The sequence below is a fragment of the Shewanella maritima genome, from assembly GCF_043643735.1.
In the GTDB taxonomy this organism is placed as follows: Bacteria; Pseudomonadota; Gammaproteobacteria; order Enterobacterales; family Shewanellaceae; genus Shewanella; species Shewanella maritima_A.
In genome coordinates this window covers 1-23,703 of the sequence record NZ_JBHZSM010000017.1, presented here as the reverse complement: position 1 = coordinate 23,703, position 23,703 = coordinate 1, and the positions used below count along the sequence as shown (strand labels likewise).

The following is a 23,703-nucleotide window of genomic DNA, read 5'->3' as shown; positions in this document are numbered from 1 at the left end:
CTTTCATTTATGTAACAAGACAACTATCATGAATTTCACCACTTATTAGCGTAAAAGACTAACAAACTGTGAGCAAACAATTCCAACAAGATAACTTAATTGGCCAGTCTAATGCTTTATTAGAAGTACTTGAGCATGTATCTAAAATCGCACCGCTATCAAAGCCCGTATTAATTATTGGCGAGCGCGGTACTGGTAAAGAGTTAATTGCTGAACGCTTACATTACTTGTCAGCGCGCTGGGATCAAAGCTTTATTAAGTTAAATTGTTCTTCATTAAGTGAAAACTTACTTGAGAGTGAACTCTTTGGTCATGAATCTGGTGCCTTTACGGGGGCCAAAGGCAAACATGAAGGCCGTTTTGAACGAGCCGATGCTGGTACTTTATTCCTCGATGAATTAGCCAATACTTCAGGGCTTATTCAAGAAAAGCTGTTAAGAGTAATTGAATATGGTGAATTCGAGCGTGTGGGAGGCAGTAAAACGGTACAAACCGATGTACGTTTAATATGTGCCGCTAACGAAGATTTACCATCATTAGCTGAAAATGGTGAATTCCGTGCGGATTTACTGGATCGTCTCGCCTTCGACGTAATTACCCTACCGCCACTTAGAAACCGTACCGAAGACATCATGCCGTTGGCAGAGTATTTTGCAGTGAATATGGCAAGGCAGCTCGGACTCGACTTTTTTGGTGGATTTAGCCCACTTGCCGTTGAGCAACTCATGATACACGGCTGGCCGGGTAATATTCGTGAGCTTAAAAATGTGGTTGAACGTAGCGTTTATAGGGAAGGCTCTGACGGGCAAGAGATTGCAAAAATCATTCTCGACCCATTTGCATCTCCTTACCGTCCTACAAAAAGAGTTAAAACCAAAGAGCGCCAAGTGGCCAGTGAGCCTGTCGCTACAGAACAAGCGCCAGCCGAAGCAGAACCTACGCCAAGTGCAACACCAGCTGTCGAACTCAACTTCCCTATCAACTTTAAAGAGTACACTGAGCAACAAGAAGTTGACCTCTTACAAAAGGCGCTGGCTCATGGGCAATATAATCAAAAGAAAACTGCCGAATTATTAGGCCTGAGTTACCACCAGCTGCGCGGGATTTTGAAAAAGTACAATCTATTGGACAAAACTTAGCAGTAAACGCTACAACATGATGAGTTAATTGCTCCTAACTCAATAACACTGTTAGAATATTACTCTTGATATACAAACTGATGCCTAGATGCTGGTGCCAATGAAAACTTGGATTTACCCATTCACCATATTCACCTTAAGCCTATTAGTAGGCTGTAGTGAACCGCAATTGCCTTCAGGCATCGTTTATTGTAGTGAAGGAAACCCAGAAAGCTTTAACCCTCAAACAGTTACCTCTGGTACCACGATTGATGCCACATCACATCAAATTTATGACCGACTCGTCCAATACGATATTAACACCAATCAATTAATCCCAAGCCTTGCACGAAAATGGCAAGTGTCTCAAGATGGACTCAGTTACCGCTTTACCTTGCACAAACATGTGGCTTTTCATCAATCTGAACGCTTTGTGCCCAGTCGATTTTTAAATGCTGATGATGTGTTGTTCAGCTTTAACCGCATCATAGATAAACAGCACCCGTTTCACGACATCAGTAGAACCGGTTACCCATTTTTTCAAAGCATCGATTTTGAACGCCTCATTGATCGTATTGAACGCGTCAACGATCACGAAGTGGTCTTCCACCTTAGTCGTAAAGATGCTAGCTTTTTATCAAATTTAGCGACAGACTTTGCCATCATTTTATCGGCTGAATATGGGCAGCAATTACTTCAAGCAGGCAAGCCTGAAGACATCGATTTTTTTGCCATCGGCACAGGGCCCTTTCGCTTAGATAACTATGTCAAAAATGATCATATTCGCTTCAAACGACACCAAAGCTATTGGGGGCCTTACCCAGAGCCTGAGCAGTTGGTCTTTGATATTACGCCAAACAGTACAGGTCGGCTCACTAAGTTGATTACTGGTGACTGCTCGGTTTCAGCATTACCTCGCTCAGCAGAGTTAGCAGTATTAGATGAACACCCACAAATCGTGGCGGATTCAAGCCCAGGGCTCAATGTTGCATTCTGGGCATTTAACACCCAAAAGCCACCGTTTACCGATTTACGGGTTCGCCAAGCATTAGCTCACGCCATTGATAAACGTAACATTCTAGATGTGGTGTATAACGATACCGCTGTTGAAGCTACCGGTGTACTGCCTCCTACATCATGGGCTTACTCTAAAATACATGAACCAAACGAATATAATCCTGACAAGGCCAGAAGCTTACTGAAACAAGCGAACATTAGTGACTTAACCATTGATGTATGGGCCATGCCTGTTGCTCGGATATATAACCCCAACGCTCTCAAAATGGCTGAGTTAATTCAGGCCGACCTTGCTAAAATTGGCGTAAAACTCAATATTATTAGTTATGACTGGAGTGTATTTACCCAAAAGTTAGCCCAAAGTGATTACGACTCAGTGCTCATTGGCTGGAGTGCTGATAACAGTGACCCTGATAATTTCTTCACACCTATTCTGAGTTGCAATGCATTGTTATCAAATAATAACCGCTCAAGATGGTGCGATTATGGCTTTGAGCATATTTTAGATGAGGCAAGAGCCCTGACGAATCAAGAATCTCGTAAAGCTTACTTTCAATCAGCCGAGGCTATTATTAGTGATCGAGTCCCGATTGTTCCTATTGCTCATGCACAAAAAGTCGTGCTAAAACATAAAAACATCCTCGATATGCATGTGAACGCCTATGGCGGTATATCGTTTGCCCGCACGCAGGTATCAACTAAGAAAAGGTCTGAATAATGTGGCGATATTTATTTAGACGACTCAATCTATTTGTAGCCACATCCATTTTGATGGTTGCTGTTCTATTTTTTGCAATTGGCATGTTTCCTGTCGATAAAAGTTTTGCCCTAAGTGGCATCTCTGCTCCAACAGAACAGCAGATGGCCATCATTGTTGAACAATACAAACTTGATAGTAGTACTTTTAGCCAGTTTTTTGCGTACTTACAACAGCGGCTTTCAGGCAACCTCGGGATGTCAGTTAACTCGCAGCAGCTGGTCAGCGGAGAGCTAGCTTCAGTACTTCCTGCCTCATTTGAACTCGCCTTTGTTGCTGGCTTTATTGCCGTCGTCATAGGGGTTCCTGCTGGTACAATTGCAGCATTAACAAAAAATGTGGCTGTTCAGCGGACGATGTTGGCATTTACCTTAACGGGCTATTCAATTCCTGTATTTTGGCTTGGATTGAGTCTGCTATTGTGGTTCGGGGTGAACCTGAACTGGTTACCAACATCTGGCCAAATCAATCTGCTATATGATATCCCCACTGTCACAGGCTTTTTACTGGTTGATATTGTGCTGTCTGATGTTCCCTATAAAGTGTCAGCCTTTCAGGACGCCTTACTACATTTAATTCTACCGGCTGTTACCTTGGCATTGCTGCCGTTAACCTTGGTTACTCGTATCACCCGTCAGGCAATGAACCATGTCATGGAGCAATCTTATATTCGCGCGGCTGAAGCCCGTGGCTTGCACACAGCAAAGATATTGCTTCGTCATGCATTACCCAATGCACTCATCCCTGTATTGAAAAGTATGGGGCTAATGATGGGCACCTTTGCCAGCTATGGCATTATTGTTGAAGTGATTTTCTCTTGGCCTGGTGTTGGTAACTGGCTAATTTCGGGTATTTACCAGCGAGATTACACTGTCATTCAAGCTGGCATACTATCGGTTTCAATCCTGATCATTTCATTAAGCATTTTGGTTGAGTTTATTCACGCGGCAATTAACCCTGTTAGTCGAAAGGAGTTGTATGCCTCAAAATAAGCTATACCAAGAAGAGAACATCTCTTCACCGCTCGGCAGACTTTGGGATGCATTCTCAGACAACCCTTTCGCGGTAGTGGGATTATGGGTAATGTGCTTTTTACTCCTGCTGTCGGTGTTTGCTCCGTGGATTGCCCCTTATGGTTATGCAGTGCAACACCCTGAACAGATACTCATGCCGCCCTCTTGGCATAACGAAGGTTCTGTGGACTATTTCTTCGGCACAGATGACTTAGGCCGAGACATATTTAGCCGCATTATTCATGGTGTGCAGTTAACATTTGGCATGTCACTTGTAATCATCCTATTCGCCATGCTTATTGGCTGCGTGATTGGTGCGATATCTGGCATGATGACAGGTCTAAAGTCGAGTATTCTAGGTCATTTATTTGATGCACTGTTATCGATTCCATCCTTACTGATGGCAATCTTGGTTGTGGCAGTGATGGGACCTGGGCTAACCAATGTTTTCTGGGCTGTGGGTGTTGCCATGGTACCGCAATTCATTCGTGCTATTCACCAAGCTGTCCATGAAGAATTACAGAAAGATTATGTCACTGCAGCAAGACTTGACGGTGCCAACACCTGGCAGATTTTCTGGTTTGTGATTATGCCAAACGTGTGGGATGTCATGATTATTCAGGTTACAATGGCCATCTCAGCAGCCATTCTTGATATCGCTGCTCTAGGTTTTCTAAAGCTAGGGGCGCAAGCGCCAAGTGCCGAATGGGGCTCAATGATGTCGCAAGGGCTAGATAACTTGCTACTTGCACCTTGGACTATCACCATACCGGGTGTCGCTATTCTGATTTCAGTGCTATCTGTTAACCTCGTCGGCGACGGTTTACGTTCAGCCCTTGCCAAGAAAAGACATTAACCTATGCCATTACTCGATATCCGCAACCTAACCCTAGAGCTCGACACTGAAGAAGGTGTTGTAAAGGTGCTTGAAAAAGTGAGTTTAACCATTAATAGTGGTGAAATTCACGGGCTAGTGGGTGAGTCAGGCTCTGGACGTACCCTACTTGCTAAAGCCATTTTAGGTGTATTAGGTAGTCAGTGGCGTATCATTGCAGATCGCATGATGTGGGATGGTAAAAACCTGCTTGAAATGACATCGAAACAGCGACGTAACCTCATGGGTAGTGATATTGCCATGATATTTCAAGATCCAGTTGGCAGTCTTGATCCTGTTCGAACCATCGGTAGTCAAATTACAGAAGCGTTAACACCGAATAAAACAGTTCCCTTTTGGCGCAGAGCAAAAGATACTGAGCTGAATGCTCAAAAATGGTTACATAAAGTAGGCATAAAAAACCCTAAGCGCTTAATGAAACGCTACCCATGGGAGCTCACTGATGGCGAGTGTCAGAAAGTGATGATTGCCATGGCCGTATCTAATCACCCTAAACTCTTGATTGCCGATGAGCCGACCAACTCAATGGAAGTCAGCACACAAGCACAAATCTTTAGATTACTCACTCAGTTAAACCAATTACAGAATGTGTCCATTTTACTGGTGAGTCATGAATTAGAAACCCTGGTAAGTTGGTGTGATAATCTAACCGTTTTATACAGCGGCCAAATCATGGAATCTGGCAATACCACAACGATTATTGAGCAACCATATCACCCTTATACTTATGCTTTATTGAAGAACTTACCAGAGCATACAGGCAAAATGCGTCACAAAGCATTGTTACCGACTCTGCAAGGTTCTTCTGCATCACTTCACCATTTGCCAGCAGGTTGTCGTTTGGGTCCTCGTTGTCCTGAAGCACAACGTAAATGTGTACAACAACCTAAACTAAGACATGTAAAAGACAGATACTATGCCTGTCATTTCCCATTAAATAATGAGCCCGACGATGACAACGCCATTACTTAAAGTTTCAAATCTTAGCAAACAATATTGCACTGGGTTTAAGTGGCTACAACGCCAACACACTCAAGCACTTTCGCCAACGTCATTTGAGCTTGGCAAGGGTGAAACTTTGGCGATTGTTGGTGGTGTTGGCTCAGGGAAAAGTACTTTAGCGCGAATTTTGGTCGGTGCAGAAGAGCGCAGCGGTGGTGATATTCATTTTGAAGGCGAAGAGCTCGAGTCCCGCAACTTAAACCAGCGATGCCGTTTGATTCGCATGATATTTCAAGACCCCAACACCTCACTTAATCCGCGCCTCTCCATTGGGCAATTATTAGATGAACCACTTAGGTTTAATACCCAGTTAAATCGCTATGAGCGCAATAAACAGGTCATCGACACATTGCGAAAAGTCGGTTTACTGCCAGAGCATACTGATTTCTATCCACATATGATTTCTGAAGGTCAAAAACAACGTGTAGCCGTTGCACGCGCGTTAATGCTTAACCCTAAAATCATTATTGCCGATGAAGCGATGACGGCATTGGATTTATCAGTTCGCTCGCAGATCATTAACTTGCTACTAAAACTGCAAAAAGACTTAGGTTTAAGCTACATCTTTGTGTCGCACAATTTGAATATTATTCGTCATATTAGTGACAAGGTCATGGTACTAAAAGACGGTGAGGTAATTGAAAAAGCGCCAACGGAACAAATATTTACTTCACCTCAACATGACTATACACAACGATTAATTGCAGAGCAGACGCAACGATTACAAACTCGATAAACTGCTCCAACCACTGCCATTTTGGCTTGAATTACAAAAAATCAGTGCCATTTCTGTGTGTAACTAATTATCCTAGAGCCAATATTAAAGGAAGATACTAAAAACTATGATTATTAAACCTAGAATTCGTGGCTTTATTTGTACAACGACTCACCCACTTGGCTGTGAAGCAAACGTAAAACAACAAATAGAAACCACTAAAGCTAAAGGCAAAATCGCCAACGGCCCAAAAAAAGTATTAGTTATTGGCTCATCTAGCGGTTATGGCTTATCGTCCCGCATTGCCGCGGCTTACGGCAGCGATGCCGCCACCTTAGGCGTATTCTTTGAAAAGCCAGGTACAGAAAGAAAGCCAGGTACCGCTGGTTGGTACAACTCAGCTTATTTCGATAAATTTGCTAAAGCTGATGGCTTGTACTCGAAAAGCGTAAACTGTGACGCATTTAGTCATGAAGCGAAACAAAAAGTCATTGAACTGATTAAGCAAGATCTAGGTCAAGTTGATATGGTGGTTTACTCACTGGCATCACCCGTGCGTAAAATGCCTGACTCAGGTGAAGTTATCCGCTCGTCATTAAAGCCTATTGGTGAGCAATACACGGCAACAGCCGTTGATACTAATAAAGACACCATTATTGAAACCTCTGTTGAGCCAGCAACAGAGCAAGAAATTGCTGATACTGTTACTGTAATGGGCGGTCAAGATTGGGAATTGTGGATGGCAGCGCTCAGTGAAGCCGGTGTCCTAACTGACAATTGTAAAACCGTTGCTTACAGTTATATTGGTACCGAAATCACTTGGCCAATCTACTGGCATGGCGCACTAGGTAAAGCGAAAATGGACCTAGACCGTGCGGCAAATGCACTAAACACTCAACTATCAGCAACTGGCGGCAGTGCCAATGTTGCCGTGCTAAAGAGTGTGGTAACACAAGCAAGTTCAGCCATCCCGGTCATGCCACTATACATCGCGATGGTCTTTAAAAAGATGCGCGAAGAAGGCTTACATGAAGGATGCATGGAACAAATTTATCGTATGTTCAGTGAACGCTTATACCGCGCTGACGGTCAAGCTGCAGACGTCGATGAAAGTAACCGCTTACGCCTTGATGACTGGGAACTACGTGACAATATTCAGCAACATTGCCGTGATTTATGGCCACAAGTCAACACAGAAAACCTAAGTGAATTAACTGACTACGTTGAGTATAAAGAAGAGTTCTTACGTTTATTCGGATTTGGTATTGAAGGTATTGATTACGAGGCTGACGTTAACCCAGAAGTCGACTTTGACGTCATTTCTTTATAATAAGCCTCTTTAATGAGAAGTTTTATTTATAAAGCTTAACGCCGTTTCATTTATGTAATCAGCGTATTTAAACCATAAAAACCAAGCATTTTGCTTGGTTTTTTGTTTTTATAGATTCATTAGCTATCACCAGAAAGCGTAAACTAAATTTTCAGAGTTATCTCATATTAAGATAATTAGCTTTATTGATGATGATACACGTTAAAAAGATAAAAAAGAGTCGCAAAGAAAAAGTGCCAGATGATGAGGCTGGCACTTAAAAATAGTTGAACCGAGCTGATGAGAACTTAGCTTAACCATTGCCTATTGCTAGACAAAGCAAGGATGAGGTAATTCATTTTAACGATAGTTAACAAGTTGGCTGACACCATTTTTATAGGGATAGATAAATGGTGCCAACCGTTTCGCTACAATTTGAGTATTTGAGCTAGTTCTATTTTTTCTCTAGCGCAAACTTGGCGGCATTTTCACCTGCTTTACGGCCAAATACCACTGTATCTGCAATCGCATTTCCGCCTAAACGGTTATAGCCGTGCAGACCACCTGTCACTTCACCAGCTGCAAACAGACCATCCATTTTCCAGCTTTGAAGATTCAATACGTTCGCATCAGTATCAACCGCGACACCACCCATAGTGTGGTGAATACCTGGCGCAACTTTTACCGCATAATAAGGAGGCTGACTTAAATTTAACGGCATATCTTCACGACCAAAGGCATCATCTTTACCTGATGCTTGATATTGATTGTACTGTGCAGCAGTCTTAGCTAAGTCTTTCATATTGGTGATTTTAGCCAGCTGTTCAATTGTATTAGCCTTACTTAACATCCCTAGGTGCTCATAACCGCGAACCATTTTCTTCTTCTCGACCAATTGCTCATCAAATACCAACCAAGCATATTGATCTTTTTGCTTCAAAATGGCGTCTGATGCACGATCTCGCGTGGTTAGTTCACTGATAAAGCGTTGACCATCAGTATTCACCATAATGGCACCAACACCACGTACGGTTTCTGATATAAGAATACGGCTATCTTTACCAATTGTTGGGTGAGCTTGAACCCAATCGATATCAGTCATTGAAGCACCGATTTCTTTTGCAAGTAAGACACCATCCCCCGTTGCTGTTACATTGTTAGAGCTGGTCATGTCTTTCATCGTTGGTCGATAGTAAGCGACCATTTTCTTATTCATACCATAACCGCCAGTTGCTAAGACAACTGAGTCTGCTGCAACCATGTTGTAGCCCGAATGTCGGCCGTGTACTACTACACCCGCAACCGACTTATCATCGTTAAGTACAATTTTTTCAATACGAGAATTGACTCTCACATCAATATCTCGATCTTTAGCCGCTTTACGCAGCGTATCAATAATATGTGGCCCTACTGATGCACCGCCTGATGGACGGTGAGTACGCTCAACACGTGCACCACCTGAACGCTTTAAGTCATCCATATTGGCACCGAGTGACTCTAACCAAGCAACCGCTTCTGCAGACTCTTCAGCAAGAATTTGTACTAACTTAGGATCGTTTTGATAACGACCACCTTTCATCGCATCTTCGGCATACCATTCAACTTTATCTTCAATGCCTTTTTTCTTTTGTTGTGGGGTACCCACAGCATTGATACCACCAGCAGCAAGCATTGAGTTACCACCTGTATAAGGCGCTTTTTCAAATAAAACCACATTCGCACCAGCTGCTTTTGCACTGATTGCGGCATTAAATCCAGCTGAACCACCACCCACGATGATGACATCTACGGTTTCAACAGGCCCTTTATCAATCGCTTGCTGGATTTTTTGTTGATTCCAATCTCCATCCCACTTTTTCTTTGCTTTTGCATCAGCAAACGGCATGTCCATTTCAAAATTATGGCAGTTATTACAAGTTAACTCAGGCTTAGCATGCGCGGTATGGCAAGAAGTACAGTTAATTTCACCGAGGTGAGAAGTATGAGGATCAAATTCTAACTTATCATTCGCCAGCTCGGTATAACCACCGTGGCAATCTCGGCACTGTGCATTTTCGTGAGTTTGACTGTCTGTTAAGTTAGCTTTGATATCTTTCAATTTTGCAGAAACATGGCAAGAGTCACATCCACCCATTTCAGCATGAAAAGAAGCCATATCTTGAGATTTGGCTAATACGCTGCCAGAGGACATCATCAATAGCGCCACGGCAGTAGCAGCAAGTTTCATCTTCATTCTCTTTTCCTTTGTAATCATCTTTGATGTGTTGTTGAGCGAAAGATTACCCACAAAGGAATACGAAAACTTAGATCATTGTCATGTTCATCTCGTGGTTTAGTTTTTGTGAAACACTATTAAAATAAACTTAAAACAACACTTTTAGTTAACATGTGTGACCTGCGTTAAAACACTTTTATTAACCATTCCATAGAATTCATGCCAATCGAAACGCATGGTTTGACTTGGCAGATTTGATACCTGTCATAGCGTTCAACCAAAAACAATACTAAATATATAGGTGAAGACCTTTGGAGAAATGGGATGAAAAATGAAAAATCACTGATTGCTTTGGCAATACTTGCTAGTACAACCTGCCTAAGTGTTAATGCAAGCACCGAATCACCAAACTTTTACGGCCGTTTAGATATGGCATTGTCTAACTCAGATAATGGTTTTACTACGCAAAATGGAAAGCAAGGTACCGTATTTGAAAATAATTTTTCTAAGCTGGGTGTAAAAGGTAGCGAAGCGATAAATGATAGTTTGACTGTTTTATATCGAGTAGAAGTACAGGTTAACAGTGCGACTAATGAAGGTAGCGATAAAGTATTTACTCCCCGTAATACTTACATTGGCTTGAAATCACAGTTGGGTACTTTACTCGTTGGACGAAATGATACGGTAATGAAAACCTCAAAAGGCACCGCTGAAGCCTTTGCATTAACCAATGCAGCATACAACCGTATGATAGCGGGCCAAGTGCGTAAAGGTGACGGCATCACCTATTACTCTCCAAAGTTAGCAGATATATTTAATATTAATGCCACTTACCTCATGGATGATAACTATGCTGAATATGATGATGCTGGTAACCGCATAGATGCAGACGAACAACAATATGCCATCAGTATTACTGCAGGTGATAAAAAGCTCAAACAAGCCCCCTACTACTTTGCTGCAGCGTACAACACCATCGGTGGCGTAGACGCATATCGAGGTGTCATTCAATATAAATTCAACAAGTTAAAACTAGGTGGATTATTCCAAAATACGCAAAGTCAAACATATAGCGATAAAGAAGGTAATTCATTCTTTATCAGCGCGGTATATAACTTAAATGGCGTTAATTTAAAGGCTGAGTACGGTAAAGATAATGCGGGCTTTGGTAAATACTTCAAAAACTCTGCATTGACTTCAGACGGTTATAACCAAGCAACTGATGTTGATATCAACTCATTTGTGGTTGGTGCAGACTACAAGATATCGAAATCAACCATGTTATACGGCCACTATGCGATGTACGACGGGGAATATCGTGCTGAGAAAACAGGTCCATTAATTGAGCTAGAGAAAGACAAAATCTTTACGCTAGGTATTCGTTATGACTTCTAAATAATATGGCATCACAAAGATCACCTTTATGCGTGGTCTTTGTGTCACTGAAGTCACAAAAAAACAAACTTATTTCTGAATATGTAAGCTAGTTATTAATTTGACGAGTTCAGCACCAAAAAATATTACTATTCATACTAAGATGATTACATCGCTTGTTTCAATGACGTTAATATGAAAATAACCCTTAAACAATTAACTATTTTTAAAGCCATTCATGAATATGGACAAATCTCCAAAGCGGCAAAGCAACTGCATATGTCGATCCCCGCGGTGAGTATGGCATTAAAAGAGTTAGAAGGGTCACTAGGAAGTCGCCTGTTTGAGCGAGGTAGCAATGGGCTAACTATCAATGACAACGGTGCAGTTATTCTTCCCTATGCCAATGAAATGCTGTCAAAAAGCCAGCAGTTAGAAGAGATATTTAATACAGGTAATAATATTAGAGGCACCATTAGAGTTGGCTGCAGTAAAACAGCAGGAAATTATATACTTTCAAGAAGAATTCCACTTTTCAAAAAGCAAAACCCATCAGTTGATATCAAACTCACTATTGGCCACAGTCTAGATATTGAGAAAATGGTGTCTGAAAAAGCATTGGATTTAGGTTTTGTTGATGCAAAACCTGGGCTCAATAACTTACAACATCAACCATGGATAAAGGACAAGCTGTGCATAGTGACGGGCAAAAATAACCCGCTTGTGTCAGAAACCATCACCCCAGAGCTACTTTCAAAACAACTTTGGGTCACAGATGAAACAGTTTCAGTTTCTCGGATCCGAAACATACAGCTATTAAAAAGCGCTAAAGTGAGCATCAAAAACGAGCTAACGATGAATACAATGGGAGCAATAAAACGCGCAATTGGAACAGGTGTAGGTGTCAGTGTTTTACCCTATATCGCCATTAAAGAAGAAATCTTGCGTGGTGAATTGCATGAATTACAGCTCGATAATTGGGATTTTCATAGAAGGTATTGGTCAATTGTGCGTAGCGATGAACCCACCTCGAAACTTATTGCTGAATTTACAGAGTTTTGTAATGAAAATCAGACCATTGTTTAAACCACTACTATCAATGCATATTAGGCTTCTGCGTGATTAATCAAGATCCCATTATTTTTGGGTTAATTACAGCCATTGTCGGGCTGGTATTTTACACCAGCAAGTTAAACAACCGGTTTTGTAAAAGAATTTATGCCGTTATCCCTGTAATGGTAATGTGCTATGTATTACCTTCGGTATTTAATACCTTTGAAATCGTCGACAGCAGTCATAGTCAGCTAAATAAATTATCTTCAAACTATTTAATGCCTGCTTGCCTAACTCTACTCATCATCAGTGTAGACATTAAATCAATACTCTTGCTCGGCCCCAAAATTATTATTCTTTTTTTATGCGCAAGTTTTGGCATCATCATTGGTGGGCCTTTAGCGCTATTAATTGTCGCATCATGGGCGCCTGAAACTGTGCAATGGAGTGGTTCTGATGCCGTATGGCGAGGCATGGCAACATTGGCAGGAAATTGGATTGGCGGCACAGCAAATCAACTCGCCATGCAAAAAGTCTATGACACAGACAACACACTATTTGCCATCATGATATCCGTTAATGTGGTGATATCAGCCGTATGGATGTCATTTCTGTTATTTATAGCGAAGCATGCGGCAGGTATAGACAAACATCTTAAAGCCAATCAAACGGAGTTAAACTCACTTATCAATGCGACAGTGGAAGCAACAGCGCCAGCCAATAAGCCCACTCAGTTACTCAATTACATGATGATTTTTGCTGTTGCATTTGGGGTGACAGGATTAGCACACTTTATCGCAGATATTTTTGCCCCCTATTTTGCAAATAACTACCCAGAATTTGAAAAGTTTAGCCTAACTTCATCCTTTTTCTGGCTGGTGATCTGTGTGACAACTTTCAGCTTGCTGCTATCGCAAACCAAATTAAGAAACCTAGAGCAATACGGTGCCTCTAAAGTAGCCAGTGTCATGTTGTATTTGTTAATCGCAAACATGGGGCTGCAAATGGATTTAACGACTATTGATGACTTTCCAATCTACTTTGCCATTGGCTTTATTTGGTTATTCATCCATGCTTTCATCGTTATCATAGTGGGCATGTTCATGCGTACCCCAGTGGCGTATATGGCAATTTCAAGTCAATGCTGTATTGGTGGTGCGGCCTCTTCACCTGTTGTAGCTATGGCTTTTAATCGTTCATTGGCACCTGTTGCCATCCTTTTTTCGGTTTTCGGTTATGCTTGGGCAACTTACATGGCGTGGATTTGTGCCGAAATAATGCGCAATATTCAGCCATAGCTTAATCTATGTCGATACCATTTCGATATAATGATGTTGATCCGCTGTCGAGCGCTTTTAAGCCTGCCGCACGGGTAAATAGATATTTATCGTATTTGGTTTCGCCTCTTGTTCAATGTTTAAACGTTCAATAAATAATGGTGATTGCGTTAACTGATAATCTGAGTTAATAAGCCAATAACCATAAAGCCAGGCGATTGCCTTTTGCAATTGTTTGTCACCTTCTACAGTTATCCGTGCACAATGCATACTGGCTATTTTATCTAAATAGAAGTAATCAGAGTTTGATATATCTGTAGCCAGTGAAACCTGCTGCTCAGCTGTAATACTCACCGCAATGGTCATCTCTATTTCTAACTCTTCTTGGCAGCGTTCGCCTTTAAAGAGGTTAAAAGTCCGACTGCTATCAGGACTTATACTATTTGCTTGCCGCCAAGCTCTCATCGCCTGAACGCTCTGATGTAAATACGCTTTAGGTCCATTGTGATTAATGGCTGCCACACTCACACCTATAAATGATTCAACAACTACAGGGAAAGTTTCCTCAGGTGAAGCAGTATTGAGTGTTTTTAATGGCTGCTGTTTAGCAAATAAGTTTCCCCAATCAGGCATAGCTCGAAATGCAGTAACGGACTGTCCTATTTGACGCTCAAAGTCGCGCTTAAAATCCGCTTCAGAACTAAAACCTGCATGACTGGCTACCTGCCCCAACGACTCCTCAGGGTTAAAAGCCAATCGCTGAGCGCTGTCGAGTAAACGTAACAAGCGTGTATAGTCTTCAATACTTGTCCGATATAAGCTACGAAATAAAAAGCTGAAATGACATACAGGTAACTGGGCGATCTCAGCGAGTTGCTCAATGGTAAATTGTTCGTTGAGATGCGCATCAATATAAGCTAATGCACGTTCAAACTGTGTATCAAAGCGAGAACTCACGGCGGCTTCCTTTTTCAAACTTAGTTAGACTTTGCACAATGATTAAGCCATTACACTCATACAAAAAAGCCAAGGAAATAACCTTGGCTTCTTATATCATGAACTTATCGTCTTACTCTACGATAGGGTACTCAATCTTAGCTTGCGCTTTAAGCATGTTAATCACAGAGCGATAGTTTGCTTCGCTGTACTGTGATGCCATGCGCTGCTGCATAGACTCAATCAGGTTTTGCTCAATACTGTCTGCTTCATGTACTTTATCAAGCACAACAACAGCATAACCTGTCGCTAGCTCAGCTGTGTCAATTGATACTTCACCCGCTTGAGGTTTCGGCATTTTAAAGACTTTATCAGTAATGGCAGGGTTTGTATCTTGTGAGAAACGAGGCATTTTGGCCACGGTCACTAACTCATCACCTGAAACACTAAAGTCACCAGCTTTGAATTGAGCCATATACTCTGTTGCTTTAACACGGGCAATGTCATTGGCTTTTTGTTGTTTTAAGCGATTAACAATATCGGCCTTCACTTCTTCAAAGTTCAATGTGCCTGCCATTTTGTGCTCTTTTAATCGCACAACGACAACGTGACTTGCTGATAACTCAATCACGTCACTGTTCATACCATCAGCAATGACTTGATCTGAAAATGCTGCTTGAGTGAATGCTGGTGTATTAAATGGCGCTGGTACTGAGTTACGAGAGAATAGCTCTGTCGTTTTCACTTCACCACCAACCGCTTCAGCAGTTTCAATTAAGGTATCTGGAATTTCATAGCTAGTATCAGCAAGCTTCGACTGTAAGCCAAAGAAAGCATCTTGCGCTTGACGTTGTTGTAGTTGAACTAAGATTTCATCTTTAACATCATCAAATGCTTGAGTTGAACCCGCTTGAGTGTCGAGTAATTTAATGATGTGATAACCAAAATCTGATTTAACCACGCCTGAAACTTCACCTTGATTAAGTGCGAATAACGCTTCATCAAATGCAGGATCCATTACACCAGGCTCAAACCAATCTAATTGGCCACCTTGCTCTGCACTGAATTGGTCATCTGAATCAGATTTAGCCACGGCAGCGAAGTCTTCACCGTTTTGAATCTTAACCAGTGCAGCTTGCGCTTTTTCTAGCTCGGCACTATCGTCGCCACTGGCGGCAATAAGAATATGTGCGGCTAAGCGTTTTTCAGCAGTTTGGAATAAACGCGCGTTATCATCGTAATAAGCTCGAATATCTTCATCTGGAACGCCTGCGATATTCATCATATCGTCAGCATTTAGCTCAACGTACTCTACACTAACCATTTCTGGGCTAGTAAATTGCAATTGATTTTCATTGTAGAATTGTTGTGCATCTTCATCACTGACAACGACAGTTTCAGTGAAAGGAGCTGCATCCACGACGAGGTAACGTGTATCACGGGTTTGACCTTGAATTTCAGCGACTTGTTTCGCTTCACCAGGTAATACAAACTCGCTTCCAACAACTGACATCACTAATTGACGTCGCGTCATATCAGTGCGCATCATGTTTCTGAAGTCGCTTGTTTGATAACCCATTTGCGCAAGTAGCGCTAAATAACGGTCATTATCAAAACGTCCATCAGTTTGAAATGCTGGCTCAGATACAATCGCAGTTCTGATTTGGTCATCAGATACGCGCAATCCAAGTTCTATAGCAGCTTGGTCAACCAGTTTATCTGCAACCAAACGCTCAAGAACACTTTGCTTAATGCCTTCCATGTAAGTTGGATCTGCAGCTAAAGCTTCAAACATTTCACCAAACTGTTGCTCAAGACGAGCACGTTCATTTTGATAGGCCTGCTCAAGTTGATTAGCAGAGATTTCATCACCGTTAACCACGGCGGCTGGCACACCCGTATTAGAGCCTAAATAGCTGCTAACACCGGTGAAAGCAAATGAAAGTATCACAAGTACGAGAATTGTCTTGGCGACTACCCCTTGCGACCCTTCGCGGATTTTTTCTAACATCTGAGTTCTCGCTAGTTGCGATTAATAAAATAAAAAGACGCATCTCAGCTTGGGATGCGCCTTTTTTGTAATTTTTACAAAGTGACATTAAAAAGTTGTCACTTCAGCTATCAAACAATCGTGATAGCCTGTTCGTAAAAAGCACTGCATGTGCAGTGCTTAAATCTACGAATGCCTTACAAAGGCAACGCTAACTTTTATTTAGTTAACAGCGTCTTTAAGCGCTTTACCAGCTTTGAATGCAGGAATGTTCGCAGCAGCAATCTTGATCTCTTTACCAGTTTGTGGGTTACGTCCAGTACGCTCAGCACGTTGACGAACTTCGAAAGTACCAAAACCAACTAGAGAAATTTTATCGCCCTCTTTAAGACCTTCAGTTACCGCAGCGATAAATGAGTCTAATGCGCGACCAGCAGCAGCTTTAGAAATGTCAGCACCAGATGCGATTTTCTCGATTAGTTCAGATTTGTTCATGTCTTCCCCTTGAATGTTTTTGTAGCGCCGTAACCTTTTCCGTGTTTAGAGCGGTCGGCGGAGGCTTTTAACAGCTTGAAAATTTTCAAGCAAAAATAATACAACCAAAAATTAAATTGGATACAGCTAGAAGTCAGATACCCCAAGGGCTTGGTGCGTCTGACTCTCCACAAACCTAGGCTACCACAGGATAGCGGTTTGTTAAGCCCCTTTTTTCAATTTTTTTAGTCTATTAAGCATTTTTTTTAATTAATCAGCTATTTTTTAACCACTTCAAAACCTTCTACTGGTCTTTCAAGGGCTAATTTCAATACTTCATCCACCCAGCGTACTGCATGTATTTGTAAATCCGCAATCACATTTTGTGGAATTTCTTCCAAATCACGTTCATTTTCCTTCGGTATAAGCACATGCTTAATACCACCACGATGCGCTGCAAGTAACTTTTCTTTCAAGCCACCGATAGGTAGAACTTCACCGCGTAAAGTGATTTCACCTGTCATGGCAACATCACTTCGCACTGGGTTACCCGTTAAACTTGACACTAATGCTGTACACATCGCAGCACCTGCAGAAGGCCCGTCTTTTGGCGTTGCACCTTCTGGCACATGCACATGGATGTCACGCTTCTCATAGAAATCATTATTGATGCCCAACTGTTCAGCGCGAGCGCGAACAACTGTCATTGCAGCTTGAATAGACTCTTGCATGACATCACCCAGAGAACCGGTATAAGCAAGCTTACCTTTGCCCGAAACCGATGTTGCCTCAATCGTCAGTAAGTCACCACCAACTTGTGTCCAGGCTAACCCTGTAACCTGACCAATTTGGTTATTTGAATCTGCTTTACCAAAGTCATGGCGCTGCACACCTAGGAATGATTTAAGGTTATCTTGATTTACTTCAACGGATTTAACCGACTTGTCTAACAAGATCTGCTTAACTACCTTACGGCACACTTTAGATAACTCACGTTCCAACGAACGCACGCCAGCTTCACGGGTGTAATAGCGGATAATGCCTAAAATGGCACTGTCATCAACGTTGATTTCTTTCGCTTTTAATCCGTTACGCTCAATCTGTTTTGGTAGTAAGTGCTGTTTAGCGATGTTCAGTTTTTCATCTTCGGTATAACCTGAAAGACGAATCACTTCCATACGATCCAATAATGGACCAGGAATATCCATCGAGTTAGACGTTGCCACAAACATCACATCAGATAAATCATAATCTACTTCTAAGTAGTGATCATTGAACGCTGAGTTTTGTTCAGGATCTAATACCTCAAGTAATGCCGATGATGGATCACCGCGCATATCTGAGCTCATTTTGTCGATTTCATCTAATAGGAACAGCGGGTTTTTCACGCCCACTTTTGACATCTTTTGAATCACTTTACCTGGCATTGAACCAATATAAGTACGGCGATGACCACGAATTTCCGCTTCATCACGTACGCCACCTAAAGCTACGCGCACATACTTACGGCCAGTCGCTTTCGCAATTGATTGGCCTAAAGAGGTTTTACCCACACCTGGCGGTCCGACTAAACATAAGATTGGACCTTTAAGCTGTTTCACGCGGCTCTGTACGGCTAGGTATTCAAGAATACGCTCTTTCACTTTCTCTAAACCGTGATGGTCTGTATCAAGCACATCTTGCGCCTTAGACAAATCACGTTTGATCTTTGAGCGTTGTTTCCAAGGTACTGATGTCATCCAGTCAACATAGCTGCGCACCACTGTCGCTTCAGCAGACATAGGTGACATCATCTTCAACTTGTTTAACTCTGCAGTCGCTTTATCTTTGGCATCAGCAGGCATACCTGCATCTTCAATTTTTTTGGTCAGAACTTCGAATTCATCATGGCTTTCGTCAATATCGCCCAGTTCTTTTTGAATCGCTTTCATTTGCTCATTCAAATAGTACTCACGCTGACTTTTTTCCATCTGCTTTTTAACACGAGTACGGATGCGTTTTTCAACCTGTAGTAGGTCAATTTCCGCTTCCATCATTGCCATCAAATACTCTAGACGCTCGCCCACATTGATCATCTCAAGTACAGATTGCTTGTCTTCCAGCTTAAGCGGCATATGTGCAGCCATAGTATCAGCAAGTCGAGCAGCTTCTTCAATACCATTAAGCGAAGTGAGTACTTCTGGTGGGATCTTCTTATTCAGTTTGATATAACCTTCAAACTGGCCAATCGCACTACGTACTAATACTTCTTCTTCTTGATCACTTAGTACTTCAGAATCTAAATACTCTGCAGTGGCAACAAAGAAGTCTTCATCTTGAGTGTATTGGTTAATTTTGGCACGCTGACCACCTTCCACTAAGACTTTAACTGTGCCATCAGGCAATTTCAGTAACTGTAAAATAGACGCTACTGTACCAATATCAAAAATATCTTCTTTGGTTGGCTCATCTAAATCCGCATCTCGCTGCGCGACTAGTAGAATTTGTTTTTCCTGCTCCATTGCCGACTCAAGACAACGAATGGACTTTTCCCTTCCGACAAACAGTGGAATTACCATATGGGGATATACCACTACATCTCTCAGTGGCAATACGGGGAGTTCGATCTGCGCTTCACGCTCTTGTGTCATGGCTCAATTCCAGTTGATGAAATGGACTTATATCTCAGTATATTGGGGTGAAGACATCAGTTTCAATGCCCAGAAATAAAAAAAGGAGTCCAATGGACTCCTTATTTGTTTAATTCATGTTTATCTGAACAATTATTGTTCGCCTGAGGCAGCTTGTTGCTCATTATTCTCATAAATTAATATTGGAGCAGATTCGCCTTTTACAACAGACTCATCTACCACGGCTTTAACAACACCTTCAACCGAAGGTAAGTCATACATGGTATCCAGTAAAATGCTTTCTACAATGGAGCGTAAACCACGAGCACCTGTTTTACGCACCATGGCTTTATTCGCAATCGCTTTTAATGCATCTTCACGGAATTCTAATTCAACATCTTCCATTTCAAAAAGTGCATTGTATTGCTTGGTGATAGCATTCTTCGGTTCTGATAAGATCTGCACTAAAGCTGCTTCATCAAGCTCGGTTAAGGTTGCAACTACAGGTAGACGACCGATAAATTCAGGAATAAGGCCAAACTTAACTAAATCACCTGGCTCAACTTTACCCAGCGTTTGTGAAATCGTTTCTTTATCGCTCTCACCTTTCACTTCAGCACCAAAACCAATACCCGTGCCAACGTGAGCACGTTGCTCAATCACTTTTTCTAAGCCAGCGAAAGCACCACCACAGATGAACAGGATTTTTGAAGTATCAACCTGAAGAAACTCTTGCTGAGGATGTTTACGACCACCTTGAGGCGGTACAGAAGCAACCGTACCTTCAATCAATTTTAACAGTGCTTGCTGTACACCTTCACCAGATACGTCACGCGTAATAGAAGGGTTATCTGATTTACGGCTGATTTTGTCAATTTCATCAATATAGACAATACCGCGCTCTGCTTTTTCTACATCATAATCACATTTCTGTAGAAGCTTCTGGATGATATTTTCAACATCTTCACCCACGTAACCAGCTTCAGTTAACGTAGTAGCATCTGCCATAGTGAATGGCACATTCAATGAACGTGCTAACGTTTCAGCCAATAAGGTTTTACCGCTACCTGTTGGGCCCACAAGCAAGATATTACTCTTACCTAATTCAACGCCGTCTTTAGACGTACCATTGCGCAAACGCTTATAGTGATTATAAACGGCAACTGCGAGCACTTTTTTGGCTTTATCTTGACCAATTACATAGTCGTCTAGATGCTCACGCAGCTCGTGCGGCGTAGGTAGCTTATCTTCATCTTGCTTAGGTGAGATTTCTTTAATCTCTTCGCGAATGATGTCATTACATAATTCCACACACTCGTCACACACATATACTGATGGGCCAGCAATGAGTTTTCTCACTTCGTGCTGACTTTTACCGCAAAAAGAGCAGTACAGCAGTTTTCCGCTGTCACCGTTATCTTTGTTATCGCCCATTATTTTACCTCTGTTGGCAGCCATTACTGATTAAGGCTTAATCCACTTTCTGGCCAGATTAAGCCTTGGCTACAAAATCTATTGCTACACAATAACCTAGTGTAGCCAAAAAATCAGCTTTCGATTTAGCCGCGCGTCGTTAACACTGAATCCACTAGTCCGTATTCAACGGCTTGCTCTGCACTCATGAAGTTGTCACGGTCAGTATCACGTTCAACAACTTCCAATGGCTGGCCTGTGTGATCAGCTAACATTTGGTTAAGTTTATTTTTAATGCCAAGAATTTCTTGTGCATGAATTTGAATATCAGAAGCTTGACCTTGGAAGCCACCTAATGGTTGGTGGATCATCACTCTAGAGTTAGGTAAGCAGTGACGCTTGCCTTTCTCACCACCTGCAAGTAGGAACGCGCCCATACTAGCAGCTTGACCAATACAAACTGTGCTCACATTTGGCTTGATGAACTTCATGGTGTCATAAATCGCCATACCTGCGGTTACAGAGCCGCCTGGCGAGTTAATGTACAAATAAATATCTTTGTCTGGGCTTTCAGATTCAAGAAACAACAGCTGCGCCACGATAAGGTTAGCCATATGTTCTTCTACTTGACCAACTAAAAAAATGACTCGTTCTTTCAATAAACGTGAATAGATATCATAAGAACGCTCGCCCTTAGCTGTTTGTTCAACAACCATAGGTACAAGAGCATTTAATACTGATTCTGGCGCTTTATGCATTGTGTAATTCCCTAAAGTAAAATGGCCCGCATGAGGAACCTCATACGAGCCATTATAAATGGCGAAGTGCCATTTAAGTCAAGCTAAGCTTACTGCTGAGCTTGCGCCTTGTTCATAAAATCTTCAAATTCGACGTCTTTAGTCGTTACTTTTGCAGATTTTAATAGCGCTTCAACAGCTTGTTCTTCTAACGCAACGTTACGCATGTTTTGCATTAGCTCTTTATTGCCGTTGTAGTACTCAACAACTTCACTTGGGTCTTCGTAAGCAGAAGCCATTGAAGTGATTAGACCTTGAACACGCTCATCTTCAGCTTCAAGCTTGTTAGCTTTAATCACTTCGCCAAGTAGTAAACCTACTTTAACGCGACGCTCAGCTTGCTCAGTGAATAAGTCAGCTGGTAGCTCAGGCATGTTTTCAGTTTGGCCACCGAAACGCTGCATAGCTTGTTGACGAAGTACATTTACTTCACCATCAACCAATGCTTTAGGGATATCTATTTCGTTAGCTGCTAATAGACCAGTAATTACTTGCTCTTTCACGTTAGCTTTTAACGCTTGCTCAAGTTCACGAGTCATGTTTTTACGGATTTCAGCTTTAAGTGCATCTAAACCACCTTCAGCAATCCCGAATAATGAAGCAAATTCATCGTTAACTTCTGGTAAGTTAGCAACTTGAACTTCATTTAATGTGATGACGAACTTAGCTGCTTTACCTTTTAGGTTTTCAGCGTGGTAATCTTCTGGGAAGTTTACTTCGATTTCGAATTCATCACCGGCTTTGTGACCTTGGACACCAGTTTCGAAACCTGGGATCATACGGTTGCTGCCAAGTTGTAGTTCGAAGTCTTCAGCTTTACCGCCTTCAAACTCTTCGCCATCTACACTACCGATAAAGTTGATTTTAACTTTATCGCCTTCAGCAGCTTCACGCTCAGCAACGTCATAAGTTGCATGTTGCTTACGTAGCGTTTCAATCATGGTGTCAACGTCAGCATCGTTAACTTCAGCTTGTGGCTGTTCAACTTCAATTGCGTCTAAACCAGAAAGTTCAACTTCTGGGTAGATTTCAAAAGTTGCAACAAACTCAAAGTTTTCACCTTCAGAGTTACCTGGAGCAAATACAGGCTGACCCGCTGGGTTTAATTTTTCAGCCATGATAGCTTCAACAAAGTTACGTTGCATGATTTCACCAGTTACATCCTGGCGAATAGCAGCACCATAGCGCTTGTTGATAACAGAAACAGGTACTTTACCAGGACGGAAACCCGGGATACGAGCACGCTTAGCTTCACGTGATAAACTGTCTTTTACCAATTTCTCAATTTGTTCCGCAGGAACAGAAATGGTTAGGCGACGCTCTAGGCCTTGAGTTGTTTCAACAGAAACTTGCATTGTTTTACCTCGAAATATGTCTAACGTCCTTTAATAGTCGATAGTTCAACTATTTAATTATTCGTTTCTTGATCATTGATTTTGACTAGGATGTCCAACATAGCGAGAAAGAATAATGACGCCATTGGAACTAGCAACTTTAATGGATATTTATCAAGACGCGACATTATAGCCACGGTTTTCATAGGAGTCGAGCATCAAAAGGCGGATTTCAGTCATAAAAAAAGCGACCAGAGGTCGCTTTTGGCATCAACTGGCTATTTTACTAGCATTGACGCAGCTTGTTAGGCAATAACAAGCGAAGAATAATGGGGTGACTGACGGGGATTGAACCCGCGACAACCGGAATCACAATCCGGGACTCTACCAACTGAGCTACAGTCA

The 23,703-nt window shown here is 42.0% G+C and carries 18 protein-coding genes; 10 read left to right on the top strand and 8 right to left on the bottom strand.

Features of this window, described 5'->3' with window-relative positions:
* Positions 1–68: 68 nt before the first annotated feature.
* From pspF to fabV, 7 genes are all read left to right on the top strand, one after another.
* Entirely contained in the window at positions 69–1,139 is a 1,071-nt protein-coding gene (pspF, locus tag ACHUGF_RS15740; RefSeq protein WP_394132625.1) for a phage shock protein operon transcriptional activator, read from the top strand.
* Positions 1,140–1,239: 100 nt separating this feature from the next.
* Positions 1,240–2,853: an ABC transporter substrate-binding protein gene (locus ACHUGF_RS15735; protein WP_394132624.1), complete on the top strand. Its 1,614-nt coding sequence runs from the start codon at positions 1,240–1,242 to the stop codon at positions 2,851–2,853.
* Complete coding sequence (locus ACHUGF_RS15730; RefSeq protein WP_394132623.1) at positions 2,853–3,884, top strand: ABC transporter permease subunit; 1,032 nt, start codon at positions 2,853–2,855, stop codon at positions 3,882–3,884. The genes ACHUGF_RS15735 and ACHUGF_RS15730 overlap by 1 nt, the downstream gene beginning before the upstream one ends.
* Complete coding sequence (locus ACHUGF_RS15725) at positions 3,871–4,761, top strand: ABC transporter permease subunit (RefSeq protein WP_394132621.1); 891 nt, start codon at positions 3,871–3,873, stop codon at positions 4,759–4,761. Before ACHUGF_RS15730 ends, ACHUGF_RS15725 begins: the two co-directional genes overlap by 14 nt.
* 3 nt (positions 4,762–4,764) lie before the next feature.
* Positions 4,765–5,772: an oligopeptide/dipeptide ABC transporter ATP-binding protein gene (locus tag ACHUGF_RS15720; protein ID WP_394132620.1), complete on the top strand. Its 1,008-nt coding sequence runs from the start codon at positions 4,765–4,767 to the stop codon at positions 5,770–5,772.
* Positions 5,753–6,538, top strand: coding sequence for a peptide ABC transporter ATP-binding protein (locus ACHUGF_RS15715; protein WP_394132619.1), 786 nt, complete (start codon positions 5,753–5,755; stop codon positions 6,536–6,538). The genes ACHUGF_RS15720 and ACHUGF_RS15715 overlap by 20 nt, the downstream gene beginning before the upstream one ends.
* A 106-nt stretch (positions 6,539–6,644) precedes the next feature.
* On the top strand, positions 6,645–7,847 hold the full coding sequence (fabV, locus tag ACHUGF_RS15710; protein ID WP_394132617.1) for an enoyl-ACP reductase FabV: 1,203 nt from the start codon (positions 6,645–6,647) through the stop codon (positions 7,845–7,847).
* A gap of 433 nt (positions 7,848–8,280) precedes the next feature.
* On the opposite strand, the gene ACHUGF_RS15705 is transcribed toward fabV, so the two are convergent.
* Entirely contained in the window at positions 8,281–10,059 is a 1,779-nt protein-coding gene (locus tag ACHUGF_RS15705; protein ID WP_394132615.1) for a flavocytochrome c, read from the bottom strand.
* A 306-nt stretch (positions 10,060–10,365) separates the two neighbouring features.
* Between ACHUGF_RS15705 and ACHUGF_RS15700 the strand changes: the two genes are divergently transcribed.
* From ACHUGF_RS15700 to ACHUGF_RS15690, 3 genes are all read left to right on the top strand, one after another.
* Positions 10,366–11,436: a porin gene (locus ACHUGF_RS15700; protein WP_394132613.1), complete on the top strand. Its 1,071-nt coding sequence runs from the start codon at positions 10,366–10,368 to the stop codon at positions 11,434–11,436.
* A 174-nt stretch (positions 11,437–11,610) separates the two neighbouring features.
* Positions 11,611–12,501: a LysR family transcriptional regulator gene (locus tag ACHUGF_RS15695; RefSeq protein WP_394132611.1), complete on the top strand. Its 891-nt coding sequence runs from the start codon at positions 11,611–11,613 to the stop codon at positions 12,499–12,501.
* 32 nt (positions 12,502–12,533) lie between these two features.
* On the top strand, positions 12,534–13,766 hold the full coding sequence (locus tag ACHUGF_RS15690) for a DUF819 family protein (RefSeq protein WP_394132609.1): 1,233 nt from the start codon (positions 12,534–12,536) through the stop codon (positions 13,764–13,766).
* 57 nt (positions 13,767–13,823) lie between these two features.
* Here ACHUGF_RS15690 and ACHUGF_RS15685 read toward each other — a convergent pair whose 3' ends face one another.
* The 7 genes from ACHUGF_RS15685 to tig all read right to left on the bottom strand — a co-directional run bounded on the left by ACHUGF_RS15685 (position 13,824) and on the right by tig (position 23,319).
* Positions 13,824–14,702 carry an AraC family transcriptional regulator gene (locus ACHUGF_RS15685; RefSeq protein WP_394132607.1) on the bottom strand — a complete coding sequence of 293 codons (879 nt, stop codon included), beginning with the start codon at positions 14,700–14,702 and terminating at the stop codon, positions 13,824–13,826.
* Positions 14,703–14,814: 112 nt separating this feature from the next.
* Positions 14,815–16,692, bottom strand: a complete 1,878-nt coding sequence (locus ACHUGF_RS15680) for a SurA N-terminal domain-containing protein (protein ID WP_394132606.1) — start codon at positions 16,690–16,692, stop codon at positions 14,815–14,817.
* Between the two features lie 201 nt (positions 16,693–16,893).
* Positions 16,894–17,181 (bottom strand): nucleoid-associated protein HU-beta, encoded by a 288-nt coding sequence (hupB, locus tag ACHUGF_RS15675; protein WP_394132698.1) that lies wholly within the window; start codon positions 17,179–17,181, stop codon positions 16,894–16,896.
* Between the two features lie 242 nt (positions 17,182–17,423).
* Positions 17,424–19,775: an endopeptidase La gene (lon, locus tag ACHUGF_RS15670; RefSeq protein ID WP_394132604.1), complete on the bottom strand. Its 2,352-nt coding sequence runs from the start codon at positions 19,773–19,775 to the stop codon at positions 17,424–17,426.
* Positions 19,776–19,907: 132 nt separating this feature from the next.
* Positions 19,908–21,188: an ATP-dependent protease ATP-binding subunit ClpX gene (gene clpX, locus ACHUGF_RS15665; protein WP_394132603.1), complete on the bottom strand. Its 1,281-nt coding sequence runs from the start codon at positions 21,186–21,188 to the stop codon at positions 19,908–19,910.
* Between the two features lie 125 nt (positions 21,189–21,313).
* Positions 21,314–21,925, bottom strand: a complete 612-nt coding sequence (clpP, locus tag ACHUGF_RS15660) for an ATP-dependent Clp endopeptidase proteolytic subunit ClpP (protein ID WP_130601993.1) — start codon at positions 21,923–21,925, stop codon at positions 21,314–21,316.
* Between the two features lie 89 nt (positions 21,926–22,014).
* A complete protein-coding gene (gene tig, locus ACHUGF_RS15655; protein ID WP_394132602.1) occupies positions 22,015–23,319 on the bottom strand; it encodes a trigger factor in 1,305 nt (434 codons plus the stop codon).
* Between the last annotated feature and the right edge of the window lie 384 nt (positions 23,320–23,703).

Coding starts and splice junctions, on each gene's coding strand:
- ACHUGF_RS15735 (WP_394132624.1), top strand. CDS start 1,240: ATGAAAACTTGGATTTACCCATTCACCATATTCACCTTAAGCCTATTA.
- ACHUGF_RS15730 (WP_394132623.1), top strand. CDS start 2,853: ATGTGGCGATATTTATTTAGACGACTCAATCTATTTGTAGCCACATCC.
- ACHUGF_RS15725 (WP_394132621.1), top strand. CDS start 3,871: ATGCCTCAAAATAAGCTATACCAAGAAGAGAACATCTCTTCACCGCTC.
- ACHUGF_RS15720 (WP_394132620.1), top strand. CDS start 4,765: ATGCCATTACTCGATATCCGCAACCTAACCCTAGAGCTCGACACTGAA.
- ACHUGF_RS15715 (WP_394132619.1), top strand. CDS start 5,753: ATGACAACGCCATTACTTAAAGTTTCAAATCTTAGCAAACAATATTGC.
- fabV (WP_394132617.1), top strand. CDS start 6,645: ATGATTATTAAACCTAGAATTCGTGGCTTTATTTGTACAACGACTCAC.
- ACHUGF_RS15705 (WP_394132615.1), bottom strand. CDS start 10,059: ATGAAGATGAAACTTGCTGCTACTGCCGTGGCGCTATTGATGATGTCC.
- ACHUGF_RS15700 (WP_394132613.1), top strand. CDS start 10,366: ATGAAAAATGAAAAATCACTGATTGCTTTGGCAATACTTGCTAGTACA.
- ACHUGF_RS15695 (WP_394132611.1), top strand. CDS start 11,611: ATGAAAATAACCCTTAAACAATTAACTATTTTTAAAGCCATTCATGAA.
- ACHUGF_RS15680 (WP_394132606.1), bottom strand. CDS start 16,692: ATGTTAGAAAAAATCCGCGAAGGGTCGCAAGGGGTAGTCGCCAAGACA.
- lon (WP_394132604.1), bottom strand. CDS start 19,775: ATGACACAAGAGCGTGAAGCGCAGATCGAACTCCCCGTATTGCCACTG.
- clpX (WP_394132603.1), bottom strand. CDS start 21,188: ATGGGCGATAACAAAGATAACGGTGACAGCGGAAAACTGCTGTACTGC.
- clpP (WP_130601993.1), bottom strand. CDS start 21,925: ATGCATAAAGCGCCAGAATCAGTATTAAATGCTCTTGTACCTATGGTT.
- tig (WP_394132602.1), bottom strand. CDS start 23,319: ATGCAAGTTTCTGTTGAAACAACTCAAGGCCTAGAGCGTCGCCTAACC.